This window comes from Thiocapsa marina 5811, assembly GCF_000223985.1.
GTDB classification, from domain to species: domain Bacteria; phylum Pseudomonadota; class Gammaproteobacteria; order Chromatiales; family Chromatiaceae; genus Thiocapsa; species Thiocapsa marina.
The window spans coordinates 72,265-89,086 of the sequence record NZ_AFWV01000012.1 but is presented as its reverse complement, the minus strand read 5'-3'; the positions used below and the strand labels follow the sequence as shown (position 1 = coordinate 89,086).

Annotated in this window: 14 protein-coding genes and 1 pseudogene; 9 read left to right on the top strand and 6 right to left on the bottom strand. The window is 63.8% G+C overall.

From position 1 onward, the window contains the following. The first annotated feature begins 68 nt into the window (after window positions 1-68). The 6 genes from THIMADRAFT_RS17635 to THIMADRAFT_RS17610 all read left to right on the top strand — a co-directional run bounded on the left by THIMADRAFT_RS17635 (window position 69) and on the right by THIMADRAFT_RS17610 (window position 4,845). Window positions 69-632, top strand: coding sequence for an FmdB family zinc ribbon protein (locus tag THIMADRAFT_RS17635; protein ID WP_007194446.1), 564 nt, complete (start codon window positions 69-71; stop codon window positions 630-632). Window positions 633-875: 243 nt separating this feature from the next. After that, entirely contained in the window at window positions 876-1,415 is a 540-nt protein-coding gene (locus tag THIMADRAFT_RS17630; protein WP_007194445.1) for a glycine cleavage system protein R, read from the top strand. Between the two features lie 206 nt (window positions 1,416-1,621). Continuing rightward, the gene (locus THIMADRAFT_RS17625; RefSeq protein WP_007194444.1) at window positions 1,622-2,095 is read left to right on the top strand and encodes a peroxiredoxin; all 474 of its coding nucleotides are present in this window, start codon (window positions 1,622-1,624) and stop codon (window positions 2,093-2,095) included. Window positions 2,096-2,282: 187 nt separating this feature from the next. Continuing rightward, window positions 2,283-3,698 carry a PhoH family protein gene (locus THIMADRAFT_RS17620; protein ID WP_007194443.1) on the top strand — a complete coding sequence of 472 codons (1,416 nt, stop codon included), beginning with the start codon at window positions 2,283-2,285 and terminating at the stop codon, window positions 3,696-3,698. A gap of 312 nt (window positions 3,699-4,010) precedes the next feature. After that, window positions 4,011-4,436, top strand: coding sequence for a DsrE family protein (locus THIMADRAFT_RS17615; RefSeq protein WP_007194442.1), 426 nt, complete (start codon window positions 4,011-4,013; stop codon window positions 4,434-4,436). Next, on the top strand, window positions 4,417-4,845 hold the full coding sequence (locus tag THIMADRAFT_RS17610; RefSeq protein WP_007194441.1) for a hypothetical protein: 429 nt from the start codon (window positions 4,417-4,419) through the stop codon (window positions 4,843-4,845). Before THIMADRAFT_RS17615 ends, THIMADRAFT_RS17610 begins: the two co-directional genes overlap by 20 nt. An 86-nt stretch (window positions 4,846-4,931) precedes the next feature. On the opposite strand, the gene THIMADRAFT_RS28025 is transcribed toward THIMADRAFT_RS17610, so the two are convergent. Next, a complete protein-coding gene (locus THIMADRAFT_RS28025) occupies window positions 4,932-5,492 on the bottom strand; it encodes a DUF4143 domain-containing protein (protein WP_407635155.1) in 561 nt (186 codons plus the stop codon). Next, window positions 5,432-5,599 (bottom strand): annotated as a pseudogene (locus THIMADRAFT_RS28625) (AAA family ATPase); the annotation flags it as partial. The gene THIMADRAFT_RS28025 and the pseudogene THIMADRAFT_RS28625, both read right to left, overlap by 61 nt. 74 nt (window positions 5,600-5,673) lie before the next feature. On the opposite strand from THIMADRAFT_RS28625, the gene THIMADRAFT_RS17600 reads away from it, so the two are divergent. Together THIMADRAFT_RS17600 and THIMADRAFT_RS17595 are read left to right on the top strand one after the other, a co-directional pair. Continuing rightward, window positions 5,674-7,704: an amylo-alpha-1,6-glucosidase gene (locus tag THIMADRAFT_RS17600; RefSeq protein ID WP_007194439.1), complete on the top strand. Its 2,031-nt coding sequence runs from the start codon at window positions 5,674-5,676 to the stop codon at window positions 7,702-7,704. A 201-nt stretch (window positions 7,705-7,905) separates the two neighbouring features. Continuing rightward, window positions 7,906-10,623, top strand: a complete 2,718-nt coding sequence (locus tag THIMADRAFT_RS17595) for an MGH1-like glycoside hydrolase domain-containing protein (protein ID WP_007194438.1) — start codon at window positions 7,906-7,908, stop codon at window positions 10,621-10,623. An 88-nt stretch (window positions 10,624-10,711) separates the two neighbouring features. Here THIMADRAFT_RS17595 and THIMADRAFT_RS17590 read toward each other — a convergent pair whose 3' ends face one another. After that, complete coding sequence (locus THIMADRAFT_RS17590; RefSeq protein ID WP_007194437.1) at window positions 10,712-11,077, bottom strand: type II toxin-antitoxin system PemK/MazF family toxin; 366 nt, start codon at window positions 11,075-11,077, stop codon at window positions 10,712-10,714. A gap of 740 nt (window positions 11,078-11,817) precedes the next feature. Then, window positions 11,818-13,920, bottom strand: a complete 2,103-nt coding sequence (locus THIMADRAFT_RS17585; protein ID WP_007194435.1) for a SulP family inorganic anion transporter — start codon at window positions 13,918-13,920, stop codon at window positions 11,818-11,820. A gap of 466 nt (window positions 13,921-14,386) precedes the next feature. Between THIMADRAFT_RS17585 and THIMADRAFT_RS24930 the strand changes: the two genes are divergently transcribed. Beyond that, entirely contained in the window at window positions 14,387-15,121 is a 735-nt protein-coding gene (locus tag THIMADRAFT_RS24930; protein WP_007194434.1) for a hypothetical protein, read from the top strand. A 171-nt stretch (window positions 15,122-15,292) separates the two neighbouring features. Here THIMADRAFT_RS24930 and THIMADRAFT_RS17575 read toward each other — a convergent pair whose 3' ends face one another. Both THIMADRAFT_RS17575 and THIMADRAFT_RS17570 read right to left on the bottom strand, forming a co-directional pair. Further along, window positions 15,293-15,607: a P-II family nitrogen regulator gene (locus THIMADRAFT_RS17575; RefSeq protein ID WP_007194432.1), complete on the bottom strand. Its 315-nt coding sequence runs from the start codon at window positions 15,605-15,607 to the stop codon at window positions 15,293-15,295. A gap of 120 nt (window positions 15,608-15,727) precedes the next feature. Next, a complete protein-coding gene (locus THIMADRAFT_RS17570) occupies window positions 15,728-16,732 on the bottom strand; it encodes a sodium-dependent bicarbonate transport family permease (protein WP_007194431.1) in 1,005 nt (334 codons plus the stop codon). Window positions 16,733-16,822 lie beyond the last annotated feature (90 nt).

Below are 16,822 nucleotides of genomic sequence, written 5' to 3'. Positions count from 1 at the left end.
GCAATGCGGCGTAAAACACAAGCGCGCTCGGTATAGAATGCGCCGAGCCATTCGACGGAGACAACACCATGCCGGTCTACGAGTTTTACTGCCCCGACTGCCATGCCATCTTCAACTTCTTCTCGCGCCGGGTCGATACCGAGACGCGCCCAGCATGTCCGCGCTGCGGGCGGCCGGAGCTGGGTCGGCAGGCGAGCCTGTTTGCGATCAGCCGCCAGCGTGGGCAAGACGGCGAGGACGCGGAGGCGGACGATCTGCCCGCCGGTCTGGACGAGGCGAAGTTGATGAACGCCTTCGCCTCGATGGCCGGGGAGCTGGAGAATCTCGATCAGGACGACCCGAAGCAGGCGGCGCAGACCATGCGCAAGCTGTTCGAGGCGACGGGTCTGAAGCTCGGCGACGGGATGGCGGAGGCGATCCGTCGCATGGAGGCGGGCGAGGATCCGGATCAGATCGACGCGGAGCTCGGCGACGTGCTCGACTCCGAGGACCCCTTCGGCGCAGGCGGGGCCGCGCGGACCTCGGAGGCACTCAAGCAGCTGAGACGCGATCTCTTGCCGGCCGCGCGCGACGATACCTGGTACCCCCTGCAGGCACCTTCGGACGATTCGCGGAGCGGGTCGCCGTCCTGACGACACGCGCCGGCCGCGATTCTCGCTCCAAACGCATCCCGAGCGATCGGCGCGCTCGAGGCGGGAGATCTCCTATTGGCGCGGCGCATCGAAGGGAATGCCCTCCACGGACATGAGATCGGGCGCCATTGCGCGCCGGCCCGCAAACCGCGCCGGCGCGCCGCCCGCCAGCCCTATGCAGGGGTCCGATGGCCCATGCTACACTCCGAGCGGTACTCGTAACCCGCAAACCTCGGCAAGGATATGACCAAGCAGAAGACCTACCTCGTGATCTCGGCACTCGGCGAAGACCACCCGGGTATCGTCAACCAGATTTCCAAAACCGTGCTCGAGCACGGTTGCAATATCGAGGACAGCCGCATGACGGTCCTCGGCGGCGAGTTTGCGGCGATCCTCTTGGTCGAAGGCAAATGGAACACGTTGGCCAAGATCGAAAATGCCCTCCCGGAGCTCGAGCGCCAGCTCGGGATGACGATCATCTCCAAGCGCACCGGCGAACGCGCCACCGGCCGAAATCTGCTTCCGTACGCGGTCGACGTGATCTCGATGGACCATCCCGGGATCGTCAACAACCTCGCCGGCTTCTTTTCCGAGCGCAAGATCAACATTGAGGATATGTCGACCTCCACCTACGCCGCGGCCCACACCGGGACCACCATGTTCGCGGTACACATGACGGTCGGTATCCCGTCGGACATGCACATCGCCGGTCTGCGCGAGGAGTTCATGGATTACTGCGACGGGCTGAACCTCGACGCGGTGCTCGAGCCGATCAAGGGCTGAGTCCGACCGGCTGAAAAGGTGCGCCGGGCGGTACGAAGGGCCGTGCGCGAGGGTGGACAAGCGCTGTAGGGTGGACAAGCGCAGCGCAGTCCACCAGCGCCGGCGCAGAATTCGGCGGGTTCCAGGATCGAGGCCGGTATAAAACGCCGCGGGCCGCCACCAAATCCACCGCACACCATCATCACTCGAGAGTGGAGGTACCCAGCATGAGCGTCGCGATCGGCGAAACCATTCCGGATATCGAGCTGCCCGCCACGGGCGAGAAGAGCGTGAAGCTCTCGGACTACCGCGGCAAGAACCTCGTCCTCTATTTCTACCCCAAGGCCAGCACGCCCGGCTGTACGCAGGAAGGCCAGGATTTTCGCGATGCGGCGGACGCCTTCGCGGCGGCCGATACGCAGATCCTCGGCGCCTCGCGCGACGGCATCAAGGCCCAGGACAACTTCAAGGCCAAGCAATCCTTCCCCTTCGATCTGCTCTCGGACAAGGACGAAACGCTCTGTAAGGCATTCGATGTCATCAAGATGAAGAAGATGTACGGCAAAGAGAGCCTCGGGGTCGAGCGCAGTACCTTCCTGATCGATGCCGAAGGCGTGCTGCGCGAGGAATGGCGCGGGGTCAAGGTCAAGGACCACGTGGCCGCCGTGCTCACCGCGGCGCAACGACTCAAGGCCGGCTAGGTCGCGCTTCGCGGTGCCGCGTCCACCCGCGCGGAGGTCGCGGCACCCCGGAGCGAGACGGGATCGACGCACGCGTCTGTGTCGATCCCCTCTCGATCGGCCCCGCCGAGAGACGCAAATCCCCTCCTCCACCCGATCGATCGCCGCTGCCGAGTGCTCCGGTGCGGCGCTCCGGTAGCCGATGCCCATGATCAAACGCGAAAACGACAAGACCTGCCTCTTCGTTCTGGACACCAACGTGCTGATGCACGACCCCACTGCGATCTTTCGTTTCCAGGAGCACGACATCTTCCTGCCCATGATCGTGCTCGAAGAGCTCGATCACGGAAAGAAGGGCTTGTCCGAGGTCGCGCGCAACGTCCGCCAGGTCAGTCGGTTTCTCGATCAGCTCATGTCCGACGCGGACAAGGACGAGATCGACGCGGGCCTTCTGATCGGCCCGGTCTCGGCCGGCGGCGGCATCGCGCAGCCGTCCACCGGACGGCTTTTCTTTCAAACCGAGCCGCTCGATCTGAAGCTGCCGGCCTCGCTGCCGGGCAGCGGAGCGGACAACAACATCCTGGGCACCGCACAGGCGTTGAGCAAGCGACGGACCGATCGTCAGGTCATTATCGTCTCCAAAGACATCAACCTGCGCATCAAGGCGGCGGTGCTCGGCATCCCGGCGGAGGACTACTCCAACGACCAGGTCCTCGACGACGTCAACCTGCTCTACACGGGATTGGAGGCACTCCCGGAGGATTTCTGGGAGCACCACGAGAAGTCGCTCGCTGCCTGGAAGGAGGAGGGTCGCACGCTCTATCGCGTCTCCGGGCCGGACATCGCGGACTGGTATCCCGCCGAATGTCTCGCTCTGGGCGAGGACGGCGCCTTCGAGGCGATCGTACGCGAGAAGCCCAGCGAGACCGAGGCCGTCATCGAGCTGGTCGACGACTATCGACTGCAACGCCACGGGGTCTGGGGCATCACGGCGCGCAACCGCGAGCAGAACTTCGCGCTCAACATGCTGATGGATCCGGACCTGGATTTCGTCACCCTGCTCGGGGCCGCAGGGACCGGCAAGACGCTCCTTGCACTGGCCGCGGGTCTCGCCCAGGTGCTGGACCGTAACCTCTACCGCGAGATCATCATGACACGGGTGACGGTCCCGGTCGGCGAGGACATCGGGTTCCTGCCCGGCACCGAGGAGGAGAAGATGACGCCCTGGATGGGTGCGCTCATGGACAACCTCGAGGTGCTCACCAAGCCCGAGGGCGGCGAATGGGGCCGCGCGGCGACCAACGATCTGATCCGCAACCGGATCCGCATCTCCTCGCTCAACTTCATGCGCGGGCGTACCTTCCTGAACAAATACATCATCCTGGACGAGGCGCAGAACCTCACCGCCAAGCAGATGAAGACCCTCATCACCCGCTCCGGCCCGGGCACCAAGTTCGTGTGTCTCGGAAACATCAGCCAGATCGATACGCCATACTTGACCGAGACCACCTCCGGCCTGACCTACGTGGTGGACCGTTTCAAGCAGTGGCCGCACAGCGGACACATCACGCTGATGCGCGGGGAGCGGTCGCGGTTGGCGGATTTTGCGTCGCAGGAGCTTTAAGACTCGATCGCGTCTCGGGGGTTGCTGTGCGGTTGAGTGGAGAACCGGACGCCTTGAGATCTCCGAGACGACGGCGTTGACGCGATCGAGGTGTAGAGGAGAAAAAGCAAGCAACCGTTCAATAAAAAGCGATCCATCTTAGCCCCTCGCCTCTCGCGGGAGAGGGGTCGGGGAGAGTGGAGAATGAACCGGAATGGCTAAGTGGTTTCTAAACCGTGACTAAACAGGACTCGACCCTGATCGAGCGGTGACGCGACAGCCGAGAGACTTGGCCGTCACGACTCGAATAACAATGATACAGAGGAGGATTGCATGATGAAGACTGTCCGGATTGTTGCCTTGCTGGTTGCACTGATCGGCATCTCGTCTGCTGCTGTTGCGGCGGAAAAGCTTAATGTCGTCTACCACCTCTCGGAGCCGGATCGCGCGGCTTTCGTGCTGAACAACATGCAGAATCATATCGACGGGGTCGGTGGGCCCGAGAACGTCAACATGGTTCTGGTCGTGCACGGGCCGGCGATCAACGCCTTGAACGAGATCGAAGCGACGGAGAGGGTGAGCTCCGGCGTGGCGTCGCTGCAAGAGCAGGGCGTCGCCTTCGAGATGTGCGGCAACACGCTCAAGGGGTTCAACCTGGAGCTCGACGAGCTGCTGCCCGGATTCGTCGAGGTGAGTCAGGGTGGGGTGACCCGGATCGGGGAGCTGCAATCGCAGGGTTATGTCTACATCCGTCCCTGATGGGTCGGGTCCGGCACGTGCGGAGCTCGAGCGTTTCGTTCGCGGAACGCTCGGCTGCACCTGCCCGGACGCGGTCTTCGAGCGGGTCGAGATGCGAGAGGGGCCGGCGCTGCCGTGCGGCGGCAGCGTTCGGCGGATCGCGATCGGAGGGCGACTGCTGATCCATGTGGTCGAAGGCGTGTCCGTCGAGGACGTGAATCGCGGCATTCACGCGTGGACACTGTCGGGACGGATCGACCGCGATGACGCACGCATGAATCGGTTCAGGCTGGTGATCGGCTTGGACGGACTCTCGACCGGGGATGCGGGTGGAATCAGAGATGCCTTTGCCGCCGCGTGCGACGACGGCGACGACCGAATACATCTGCACATCGTCGATTCCGATGCGCTCCGAGCGCTATATCTTTGACCCACGCGGGTGACGCTGTTTAGCCGGGAGTGAACGCCTCCGGACATCGAGCGCGATGCTCGGCAACACCGAATGACCATCGCGCCTCACGCCGCGTCCAGCATTGCCAGCTCTTGCGCCAATTGGCGTAACCCGATCGTCTCGATTCCGCCACCTCTCGGGTAGCGTTCATCACCGGAGTAGACCAGAAAGGCTCGGTCGGGCTTCAGGTCTTCGAGGGCCGTACGCGTGCCCGGCTCGGTCTTGGGCGCTAGGCCGCGTTTGATCTCGACGGCCCAGAGCCGGTTACCCGGCAGTTCGAGCACCAGGTCCATTTCCACCCCGGTTGCGGTTCTGTAGAAGCTCGCTTGGGTTCGTTCGGGCGCGGCCCTCAACAGGGTTTCGATGACGAACCCCTCCCAGCTCATGCCGGCGACCGGGTGTCCGAGCAGGTCGTCGAGCGTGTCCAATCGCAACAGGGTGTGGACCAGCCCGCTGTCGCGCACGTACACCTTGGGCGATTTGACGAGGCGCTTCTTGACGTTCGCTCGTCGATGATCGTCAAACGGCCGCGACGCCCCTCGAGGTAGCCCCGAGGATCCGAAAGCTTGTCGAGATCGGCCGGATTCTCCAGATCCAGGTAGAGTGCATCGTCGGCCGCGCGGCACGACATCGCCAAGGTCGTCTTGCCGACCTGGCGAGGACCGAGCAAGGCGACAGCCGGAAACCGGCTGAGTCGATGCTCGAGAGGTGTCGCAAGATGGCGGGGAATCATTTTTGCAATTCTGGACTAGAGTGCCGGATTTGCAACCCTTCCGACACCCTGTCGAACAAACCGAGCGTTCTCCCATGACCAAACCCTCAGCCGAACTGGACCGAGCCGAGCACCATGAGTGGTGGATCACCAACGGCCGCGGCGGCTATGCCGCAGGCACCGTTGCCGGCAGCCTGACCCGCGGCTACCACGGGCTCCTGACCGCAACGATCGATCCGCCGCTCGGTCGTCGGCTGCAGGTCGCGAAGCTGGACGCGACCCTGATCGACGGGGAGCGACATTGGCCCCTCTTCACCAACCGCTGGGCCGACGGTTGCGTCGAGCCGGACGGTCATTCGCTGATCGACTCCTTTCGGCTCGACGGGCGTATGCCGGTTTGGAGCTGGGCTTGCGGCGATCTCTTGGTCGAGCAACGCATCTGGATGCCGCCGGGCGAGGACAGCGTCTGGTCGGTCTATCGGCTCGTCCAAGGCCGCACGGACGCGGCACCGCGCCTGCGCATCGCCCTGCTCCTCGCCGATCGCGACCATCACCACATCGGGCACAGGGGCGATTTCGATCCGATCCTGACCCTCGACGGCGACGCGCGCTTGACGGCCCGATGCGCCGACGGACACGACATCCACCTGATGGCCTTCGGCGCACGCATGCGGATCGACCGCGCCTGGATCGAGCGCTTCGACTTGCCGATCGAGCGCGAACGCGGTCTGCCGGATCGACAAGACCTGTTGCGTGTCGGTTTCGCCGAGCTGTCACTGAGCACGACGGCATGGCGCGGTGTGTCGGCGACGGTCGCACCCGAGACCGAGACCGGCGTCGCGCCGGATCCCGAGCAGGCATTCGAGCGATTCCGCCAGCAGGATCGCGCGCTCGTTCGGACCGCACGGACACATCTCAACCAGATCCCGGACGTCCCCGCCTGGATCGAGCAGCTCATCCTCGCCGCCGACAGCTTCCTGATCGAGCGGCCGATCGGCACCGCGTCCGCTCGCCAGCCGCGGCCCGCCGGGATGTCCGTCGTGGCCGGCTACCCCTGGTTCGGGGATTGGGGTCGCGACACCATGATCGCCCTGCCCGGGCTGACGCTCGCGACCGGCCGACCCGAGATCGCCAGGCGGATCCTCGAGACCTTCGCGGGTTTCGTCGATCGCGGCATGCTGCCGAATCGCTTCCCCGGCGCAGGCGAGACCCCCGTCTACAATACGGTCGATGCCGCACTCTGGTCCATCGACGCCTGGCGCGCCTACATCGAGGCATCCGACGATCTCGCCGCACTCGCCCGGGTGTTCCCGATCCTGGAGTCGATCGTCGCACACTACCGCGAGGGAACGCGCTACGGGATCGGCATGGATCCGAGCGACGGCCTGATCCGCGCCGGCGAGCCGGGTGTGCAGCTCACCTGGATGGATGCGAAGGTCGACGATTGGGTGGTGACCCCGAGGATCGGCAAACCGGTGGAGATCAATGCACTCTGGTATCACGGGCTGCGGGTCATGGCCGACTTCGCCGAGCGCCTCGGGCGCGATCCACAGCCCTATCGCAGGGCGGCGGATCGAGCGCAGACCGGCTTCACCCGATTCCTGCGTCCGGACGGCACGGGCCTCTACGATGTCATCGATGGCCCGGACGGCAACGACTCGAGAATTCGCCCGAATCAGATCTTCGCGGTCAGCCTGACCCACTCGTCGCTCGACCCGCCCGCCCGGGCCTCTGTGGTCGAGGTCTGCGCACGCCATCTACTCTGTCCCTTCGGCCTGCGCTCCTTGGCGCAAGAAGACCCGGAGTATCGGGGTCGTTACGAAGGGGATGTCCGGCATCGCGATGCGGCCTACCATCAAGGCACGGTCTGGGCCTGGCTGCTGGGGCACTATGCCCTCGCGGAATATCGGGTAACCGGCGATGCGGCGGCGGCGCAAGCACGGCTCGACCCGATCCCCGATCACCTTCGGGACGGCGGGGTCGGCACCGTCGCCGAGATCTTCGACGGCGACCCGCCTCACCGGCCGCGCGGCTGTCCGGCGCAAGCCTGGTCGGTCGCCTGTATCCTGGATGCCTGGACGCGGCTGGAGCGCATCCGCGTCGGGAAAGGGTCAACCGCAACTTAAACCGCGCACGGTGCGGTATGCGTCGTTTGTTGGATCGGCATGGCCGCGCCAGCTCCGACAAGCGTGGGAGCCGGCGCGCTTTAAAGTCTTAAAAAATATTAAATTTTTAGCCGCGTCACCACAAAGGTCGTCAACGTCCCGGAGCCCGACACAACATGAACACCACGCATTTCACTCTGGACGCGGTTTAAGGAGATTCTCGTGAGCGACACGCCGATCAACGCCGAGCGCGAACGTCTGGAAGCCACGCGCCGCGGGAGTGCCGACTGGCGCCTCTGGGGGCCGTATCTCGCCGAGCGCGCTTGGGGAACGGTGCGCGAGGACTATAGCCCGAACGGCACCGCCTGGGACGACTTCACCCACGAGCAGGCCCGCTCGCGCGCCTACCGATGGAGCGAGGACGGGCTCGGCGGCATCTGCGATCGCGAGCAGCGACTCTGCTTTGCCATCGCCCTCTGGAACGGGCGCGACCCCTTTCTGAAGGAACGCGCCTTCGGGCTCACCGGACCGCAGGGCAATCGCGGCGAGGACGTGAAGGAGTGCTGGTTCTATCGCGATGCGCTGCCCACGGCGAGCTACCTGCGCTATCTCTACAAGTATCCGCAGGCGCCATTCCCCTACCGCGAGCTGATCGAGGAGAACGCCCGACGCTCCCGCGAGGATCCGCCCTACCTGCTCACCGACACCGGCTGTTTCGACGAGCAGCGGTATTGGGACGTCGATGTCTTCTATTCGAAGGCCGGGCCGCGCGAGATCCATATCCGCATCTATCTCAAGAATCGCGGCCCGGATGTCGCCGAGATCCATCTCTTGCCGACCCTCTGGTTTCGCAACACCTGGTCATGGGACGAGGGAACGGAGCCTCCCGTTCTGCGGGCGGCAACCGCCCCGAACGGCGCCGCTTGGGCGGTCGAGGCGCAGCACCCGACGCTCGGCACCTACCACCTCTACGGCACCCATCCCGCCGAGCGGCTCTTCACCGAGAACCTCTCCAACGCCGAGCTGCTCTGGGGCAGTCCCAACCCTTCACCCTACGTCAAGGACGCCTTTCACCGTCGCGTGATTCAAGGCGACACGGCAGCAGTCAACCCTGCGCTCACGGGCACCAAGTGCGCCCCCTGGGGCCACTGGAGCGTCGGTCCGCAACAGCACGCCATGGTCGATCTGGTGCTCAGCGCCGAGCCGCTCGACGCACCGTTCGCGCGCAGCGAGCGCACGCTCTCCATCCGCCAATCCGAAACCACCGTCTTCTACGACGATCTCCTTCCCGAGGCGAGCGCGACGGACCACCGCATCCTCCGCCAAGCGCTCGCCGGCATGGTCTGGACCCAGCAGTTCTATCACTACGACGTCGAACGCTGGCTCGACGGCGATCAGCTCCCGCCGCCCGAGTCCCGACGGCAGGGCCGCAACCGCCATTGGCGACATCTCAAGGCGCACGACATCATCTCCATGCCCGATGCCTGGGAGTATCCCTGGTTCGCCGCCTGGGATCTGGCCTATCACTGCCCGGCCCTGGCCCTGCTGGACGTCGACTTCGCCAAGCATCAGATCGAGCTGATGCTCTCGGATCGCTATCTGCACCCGAACGGTCAGATCCCGGCCTACGAGTGGGGGTTCGACGACGCCAACCCGCCCGTTCATGCCCAAGGCGCGCTCAAGGTGTTCCGCGCCGAGCGGGTCCAGCGCGGCACGGGCGACCTGGATTTTCTCGAACGCGTCTTCCACAAGCTCCTGCTCAACCTCGCCTGGTGGATCAACCGCAAGGACGCCGACGGACACAATCTCTTCGAAGGCGGCTTCCTCGGGCTGGACAACATCTCCGTTTACGACCGCTCGCGGACGTTGCCGCCCGGCCATAGCCTCAAGCAGGCGGATGCGACCGGCTGGATGGCCATGTTCAGTCTCGACATGACCGTGATCGCCCTCGAGCTCTGCGCCAAGGACCGCAACTACGAACCGATGGCGATCCACTGCTACAAGCAGTTCCTCGCCATCGGCGAGGCGATCGCCGGCAATCCGGAGACCGGGATGCCCTCGCTCTGGGACGAGGAGAAAGGCTTCTTCATGGATCTGCTGGTCACCCCGGACGGGGTCGGTCACCGCATCGAGGTCTACTCCTGGGTCGGCCTCATCCCGCTCTTCGCCACCGAGATCGTCGACCGGCGGCTCCTCGCCAACGCGCCGCGCTTCGCCGACCTGCTGAGCGCCCACAAAGGCGGACTCTTCCGGGGGAGCACCGTCTGTCTCTGTCCGGATTGGGAAAACGATCGGGGCGAGCACCTGCTCGCCTTGGTCGATCACACCATGCTGCCGCGGATCCTGGAGCGCCTGCTCGACGAGGAGCAGTTCCTCTCGCCCTTCGGAATCCGCAGTGTCAGCCGAATCCACGCAACCCGGACCCATCTGGGCCGCATCCCGGGCATCGGCGATGCGCTGATGGAATACGTGCCCGGCGAGTCGAACTCACCCCTGTTCGGCGGCAATTCCAACTGGCGCGGTCCGATCTGGCTGCCGACCAACTACTCGCTCGTGCAGGCACTGGAGAAGTACCACCGCTTTCTCGGGCCCGGTTTTCAGGTCCCGGTCGCCTGCAAGGACGGCCAACGACTCAACCTCGCCGAGATCGCCACCCTGATCGCCGAGCGCCTGGTCGATCTCTACCGCCCGCCGAACGGCACCCCGCCCCCGGCCCTGGTGCGCGAGGGACACCTGCACGACGATGTCCACTGGCGCGACCTGCTGAGCTTTTACGAGTATTTCCACGGCGAGACCGGCGAGGGTCTGGGTGCCGCACACCAAACCGGCTGGACGGGTTTGATCGCGAATCTGGTGATGCGCCGCTATCGCAAAGACGTCACGCCCTGGAGCGGGTTGGATCAGGGAACCGAGGCCGCGCCGATCGACGAGATTGCGTGACGGCCAAGACGATTCGCGGAGAATTCGATCTCCTTGGGTTACGCCGACGACAAGAAGCACATGGGTCTCGCGGATCGCGTGTGCGTATTCAAGCCAGTTGCACGATCTGGTTGAGAACGGCCAGCACCTCGGCAAAGCGGGCATCCGGGATGCGTTTCATCGGATGCGGTGCGCCGCTGCGCAGACGCCAGTCGAAGGATTTGGGCTGGTGGCAGAGAACGTAACTGGTTTGGCCGGCCTTGCGCCCCCCGACCGCTACGGCAAAAGGGTTGTCGGCGTTATAGGCGGCGGTGGTCATGGGCAGGCCGATGACCAGCGAGGTCCGTTCGTTGAAGACCTTGGGCGAGAGCACCAGCAAGGGGTGAACATCCCGCAGCTCCTGTCCACGCCGGGGGTTGCAGTCGATCCAGATGGCGTCCTGGCGGTTCGGCGCCCGGGCTTTGGCGGCTTTCAACCTAGATCCGGCAGTTGAACGGCCCCTGGAGTGCGTCCCGCGCGGTGTCCGACAAGGCGCGACGAGGCGTCGTAGTGTTTCTACGACAACGCGTTGCAACACAGTCGGGCGCCGCGCGGGGCGTGCTCCAGGGGTCGTAGCGGCCTTCACCCGGCCGGCGAGCCGTCAGACGCATGCGATTGTCATGGTCGTCAAGACCTTGCATGAAGCACGAAGCGGTCAACTGCCGGATCTAAACCGCGCCCAGTGCGGTATGCGATGTTTTTGGATGGAATCGGCCCCGGCAGTTTTTGACGACCGCTGGAGACGGCGCGGTTTAAGAGATTAAAAAATAAATCATTTTAAACCGCGTCCACGTTAAGGGCCGTTGATGCACCAAACGTCGAGCTCACTCGAAAGTGAGCATCTCGCTCTGGACGCGGTTTAGGTTCAACACTGTTCGGCACCGAGGGCCGTCTCGGCGGACATGGCTTCGCCGCCGTGGCGCTCGGGATCGAAGCAGGCCAGGCGTTGTTCAAGGGTCGGTCGTTCGTCGCGGATCGGCGTGATGATGACCCGTTCGCCTTCCGCGGTGATGTTGACACTCTGTTCAGCGCCGCCGAGACCCCGCGCTTTTTCAACGCGGCAGCTCAGCGCACGGAACTGGCGTCCGAGACCATCCTAGAGGGCGTCGTCGAACGCCTCTCGCCGAAAAATTTCCGTCAGGTGCTCAAGAAATGCCCGCGGCCCCATGTGTGCCGTCACGTGCTTTGCGGTTCCGAGGGGTTCTCATATCTCTCGAGCAAGACCTTCAGCGCGTGCTCCTTGTTCGGGAAGAAGTGATCCCGTCCGACCCCCTCGACGATTCCGGTTTTCTCGAAGACCGACATCACCTGATGCTTCAGCCCGCTGAAGTAGAGCCCGATACCGGCGTCCCGCAGCTGCTTTGCGACTTCGTTGACCTTTTCCTCGCCGGATGCATCGATCTCGTTGATTCCGCTGCCGATGATCAGGATCACCTTGGTCTTCGGAAAATCGGCGATGGCCTCCAGCACGATATCCTCGAAGTACGCAACGGTCGAGAAGGTCAACGAGCCGTCGAAGCGGACCGGCACCACCGTCTCGCTGACCGGAACGAGATTGTGCGCCTTGATGCCGCCGAGGGTTCCGTCGGGTTTGCGTGCGACGATCTCCGCACGCGGACGCATGCTCTTGATGAGGTAGAGCAGCACCGTCAGGACGATGCCGAGGAGGATGCCGTTGGCGATCGCCGGGGCCATGACGAGGGTTGCCGCGAAGGTCACGATGCCGACGATCGCGCCGCCGCGGTCGACCTTCCAGGCGTGGACCAGGGGCGCGACTCGGATCAGGCCGAAGACAGCCATCATCACGATGACCGCCAGCACGGACTGCGGCAGGCTGTAGAGGTAGGAGGTGAAGAAGAGCAGAACGACCATCACCGCCAGGGCGCTGATCACGGCGAAGAGGCCGGTCTTGGCCCCTGTCTTGGCCGCGACGGCCGATCGCGAGAAGGATCCGCTAACCGTGTAGGAGCTGAAGAAGCTCCCGACGATGTTCGCCAGACCCTGCCCGACGAGCTCTTTGCTGGCGTTGATCCGCTCGCCTGTCGTGGTGGCGATGGCCTTGGAGATGGAGGTTGCCTCCATGAAACCGATCAGGGCCATCACGATCGCCGCCGGAAGCAGCGCGAGGATCAGGTCCCAGTGCACCTCCGGCACGGCGAATTGCGGTAGCCCCTCGGGAATGGCACCGACCACGGCCCCGCCCGAGGACAGCGTCACTGTTCCGTCGTGGGTCTCGACGAAATGCCAGACCCGACCGTCACGCGCGAGTCCCTCGGGGACCTGGCCTTTGGCGAAGAGGAGCATCGGCCCATCCGGGATCGGCGAGCCTTCCAAACGGATCGCATGCAGAGCGATGCGGCGCGCATTGTTGTGTGACCGCGACTGATCCAGCTCGTAGTGGAAGAGACGCACCGACGCCGAGAGCTCCGCGGCGCGCTTGATGGCGTCCATCCCGCCCTCCTGCTCGAGTCGGGCGGCCTCGCGGCTGCGCTCCGCGATCAAGGCAGTGAGGGCCGTGATGCGCATCTCGGTCTGGCTGTAAGCCTCGATCGTCTCCACTGCCCGCACGTCTTGGATCTGCTCGATCCCGACGGTGGCCTTGTGCTCGAAGCCGATCATCGCAGAGACGGCCGTCGTTGCGAGCACGGCGATCAAGACACCGGGGAGGCGGGGAGAGACCCGTTTGAGCGCATTGATCAGCAGAAAGGCCGCCAGCGCGAACACGAGTGTCGGCCAGTGTGTCTCGCCGATCTGCTGCACAACGCGCCAGAGATCCGCGAGATAGAGGTCCGACCGAGGAAAAGGCACGCCGATGATCTTGCTGAGCTGCGAGAGTCCGATGATGAGTGCCGCGGCATTCGTGAAGCCCACGACAACGGGGCTCGAGAGCAGATTGACGATGGACCCGAGCTTAAACAGACCCAGTGCGAGACGCAGCACTCCGACCATGAAGGCCAGCATGATCGAGAGCTCGACGAAGCTCGCGCTTCCCGGCGTCGCGAAGGGAATAATCGCCGCCGCCGACATCAGCGAGAGCATCGCGACCGGGCCGGTATGCAGTTGACTCGACGAGCCCCACATCGAGGCGATGATGACGGGCACAAAGGAGGCGTAGAGCCCATACACGACAGGCAAACCCGCCAACTGGGCATAGGCCATCGACTGCGGCAGCAACACCAACGCCACCGTGATTCCGGCAATCAGGTCGTCGCGCAGGCCCTCCCGAGTCATCGGGAACCAGCGCAGGAAGGGCAGGACAGGATGCAGGCGTTCCATCATGACGACTCGTCCGTCTGATATGAAGAACGAACACACGCTCGCTCGGTGTGTGCGAAGGGTCAGCGAAATGTTAGGTTAACGGCGTGTCGGCCGTTGGACCAATCGATGATACGCGTCCTTGGGATAGCTGATTGTCGATAGGTGCCTCGGGGACGGAGCAGACTTAGCTGCTCGCTTCGGACCATCTGCCCGGGCAAGAGGCGGACTCGAGCGCGATCGTGAAGTCCGCCGAGACCCTGCATGAAGCACGAAGCGTTCAACGGCCGGATCTCAACCGCGTCACTGCAAAGGGCTGTGGATGCGCCGAACGTCGAACCGACCCGAAAGTCAGCAGTTCGCTCTGGGCGCAGTTTAGGTTGAAGGAGCGCCCAGTCATCCCGAACTGCGTAAAGCCAGTAAAAATGTCTCGCTCCAACGGGCTGTAGACACTGCATTCCGGTCCACTCAAGCCAGCAGGTGATCCCTCTTGTCGACGAAACCCCTTGTGATCGAGAACGATGTCATCTCCGACCTCGCGTTGGACGTCACGCAGGCGGTGCTTGCCAGGAGCGAGGAGGCACAGGTCATCATGGAGGATCCGTCCGGCCCGATCAATTTAGCGCGGGCCTTGGCGGACTTCTTCCCGGTCGCCGGTGCCTTGGAAAGCGGAGCGGCGCACCTGGATCAGGAACAACTGCAGGAGTTCTGCGACTACGGGCTGAATCTGCTTGACCGTCTCGCCTTTCTGGTACGGAAGGTCGAGATCATGGACAGAAGAGACACGGTTGCGCGCATGTTTGCCTCGATGGGGGGTTGGGTTGCTCGCCGCGGCGCGACCATCGACAACCTCGAGGGCACCGCCGACGGCTTCGGCATGATCGTAAACGCCACGAGCGCGGCCGATGACCTACGATCGTTGTGCGGCCTCATGGAAGAGGTGATCGAGGCAGCATCGACGAGGTTACAACTGGACGAGGACCGTGGTGACGCATGGCGTCCTTGGCGCGTCATCAATCTCAACGCCGGCATTGCCGCAACCCGCTCGCTCGACCCCGAGCTTATGGAGCGAACGTTCGAGAAAATGAGCCGGCGGCTGCCGTACGACATGCCGGGTTTCCTAGCCGACGGCATGCGCCAAGCGGCCTTCCAAAACGTACCGGATGCGGTCAAAGACGTGATGCGCAGGCACATGGAAAGGTGGCCAGCCAACGCCCTCCACTAGCAGCCTGCAAAGGACGCGAGTCGCCGACACATGCCCGTCATGGGAGTGGCCGATGCGCTCGCTCCTCGAATCCGGACAGAGCGTGAAGACCCGACCGTCGAGCTCGCCTCAACGGTGACGTGGGGCATCCTTGCCTCGATCGACGGCCGCTGCCGGCCGGTGACGTGACGATTAGAGTTGGTGCGCGTAGAGAACCTCGATCTCGTCGAGATAGGCGATGCCGGAGAAGTTGTCGAAGTATTTCTCGGCGATCTTGGCGGCGATCTCGCGCGCAACCTCTTCGCTCGCGGTGATGATCTCGAGCTTGACGTTGGAGAAGGTGTCGGAGACGGCCGGTTGACCCGAGGAGCGCGTGTTGCGGCTGCCCTTGCCGCCGGCAGCCATGACCGTATAGCCGGTCGCGGCGCTCGTCTCGACGATCTTGACGATGTCTCTCAGGAGCACCTTTTCGGTGATGACCACGAGCTTGGTCGCTTGCTGTGCCATGACGGATGACCTCCAGTCGTTTTTGGCGTGGGTTCAGGGCCGACAATTCGTGCGACATCCCGGCGGCACGAACGCTTTTGCGCTTGGCGGCCCACCGCCGGCGGGCCTGCGCCGGGACGTTTAGATTCCGAATACCGCCTGGGCTAGACCGATGTAGAGCGGTATGCCGATGGCGATGGCAACCGGCGTGCCGACACTCGTCGAGGCACCGACATAGGCGGACGGGTTCGCGGTCGGGATGCCGGCGCGTAAGGTCGGCGGCCCGGAGATGTCCGAGCTGGAGCCGGCGATGACGGCCAGCAGCACCACGCCGCCGGGACTGAAGCCCGTCAGGACATGGGCGATATAGCCAAGCCCGAACGCAATCAGGCCGTGCACCAACGGCGCGACCGCGGCATAGACCGCGTACCAATGTGCGACGCGGCGCAACTCATTGAGCCGGGTATAGGCTTCCATACCCATCACCAACATCAGCACCGAGAGCAGACCTTTGAACAAGGGATCGTAGAAGCCTTCAAAGACATTCTCGGGTCGGGTAAATAAGCCGATCGCGATACCGAGCAAGAGTGCGGAAAGCGCCGATCCCTGCAGGCTTTCTTTAACGATCGGCCAGATCCTCACCTTTTCCGATGAGCCGTCTCTTCGTCTCAAATAGAGGTTCGCAAGAACGATTGCCATCACCAACGCGGGGATATCCATAAAGGGATAGAGCGCAGGCGCCCAATGCTCGTAGGCAATGCCCTCGCTCTCCATCACGACGATGGCCGCAGCCAGGGTCGATCCACTCACGGCACCGAACAGGCCCGCTGTTGCGATACCGTCTTCCGTCCGGACGCTCGGCAAGAGGGCCAGCGTGAAGCGACCGATGAGGACGATGACGATGCCGATCAGGATCGCAAAGAAGGCCGGCAGCAGCATATCGGCGAGGTTTGCCTCGCGGATCGACATGCCGCCGTCGAGCCCGACACGCATCAGCAGCATGAAAACAACGAACTTGTAGATGGCATCGGGGATTTCGAGCTTGGTGCCGAGCGCGGCGATCAATATGCCGCCGATCAGGAACGCCAGGGTCGGCGATTGAAACTGCGTCAAGAACCGGGTAAGGAATTCCAGCAATGCTTCCAAGGTTTCACTCCTCTGTCGAGCATCGGCAAACCGCCGAACGCCTACGCAAGAGCGTATGGGCACTCCCGGCCGAACCTTTATTGTTTTTTC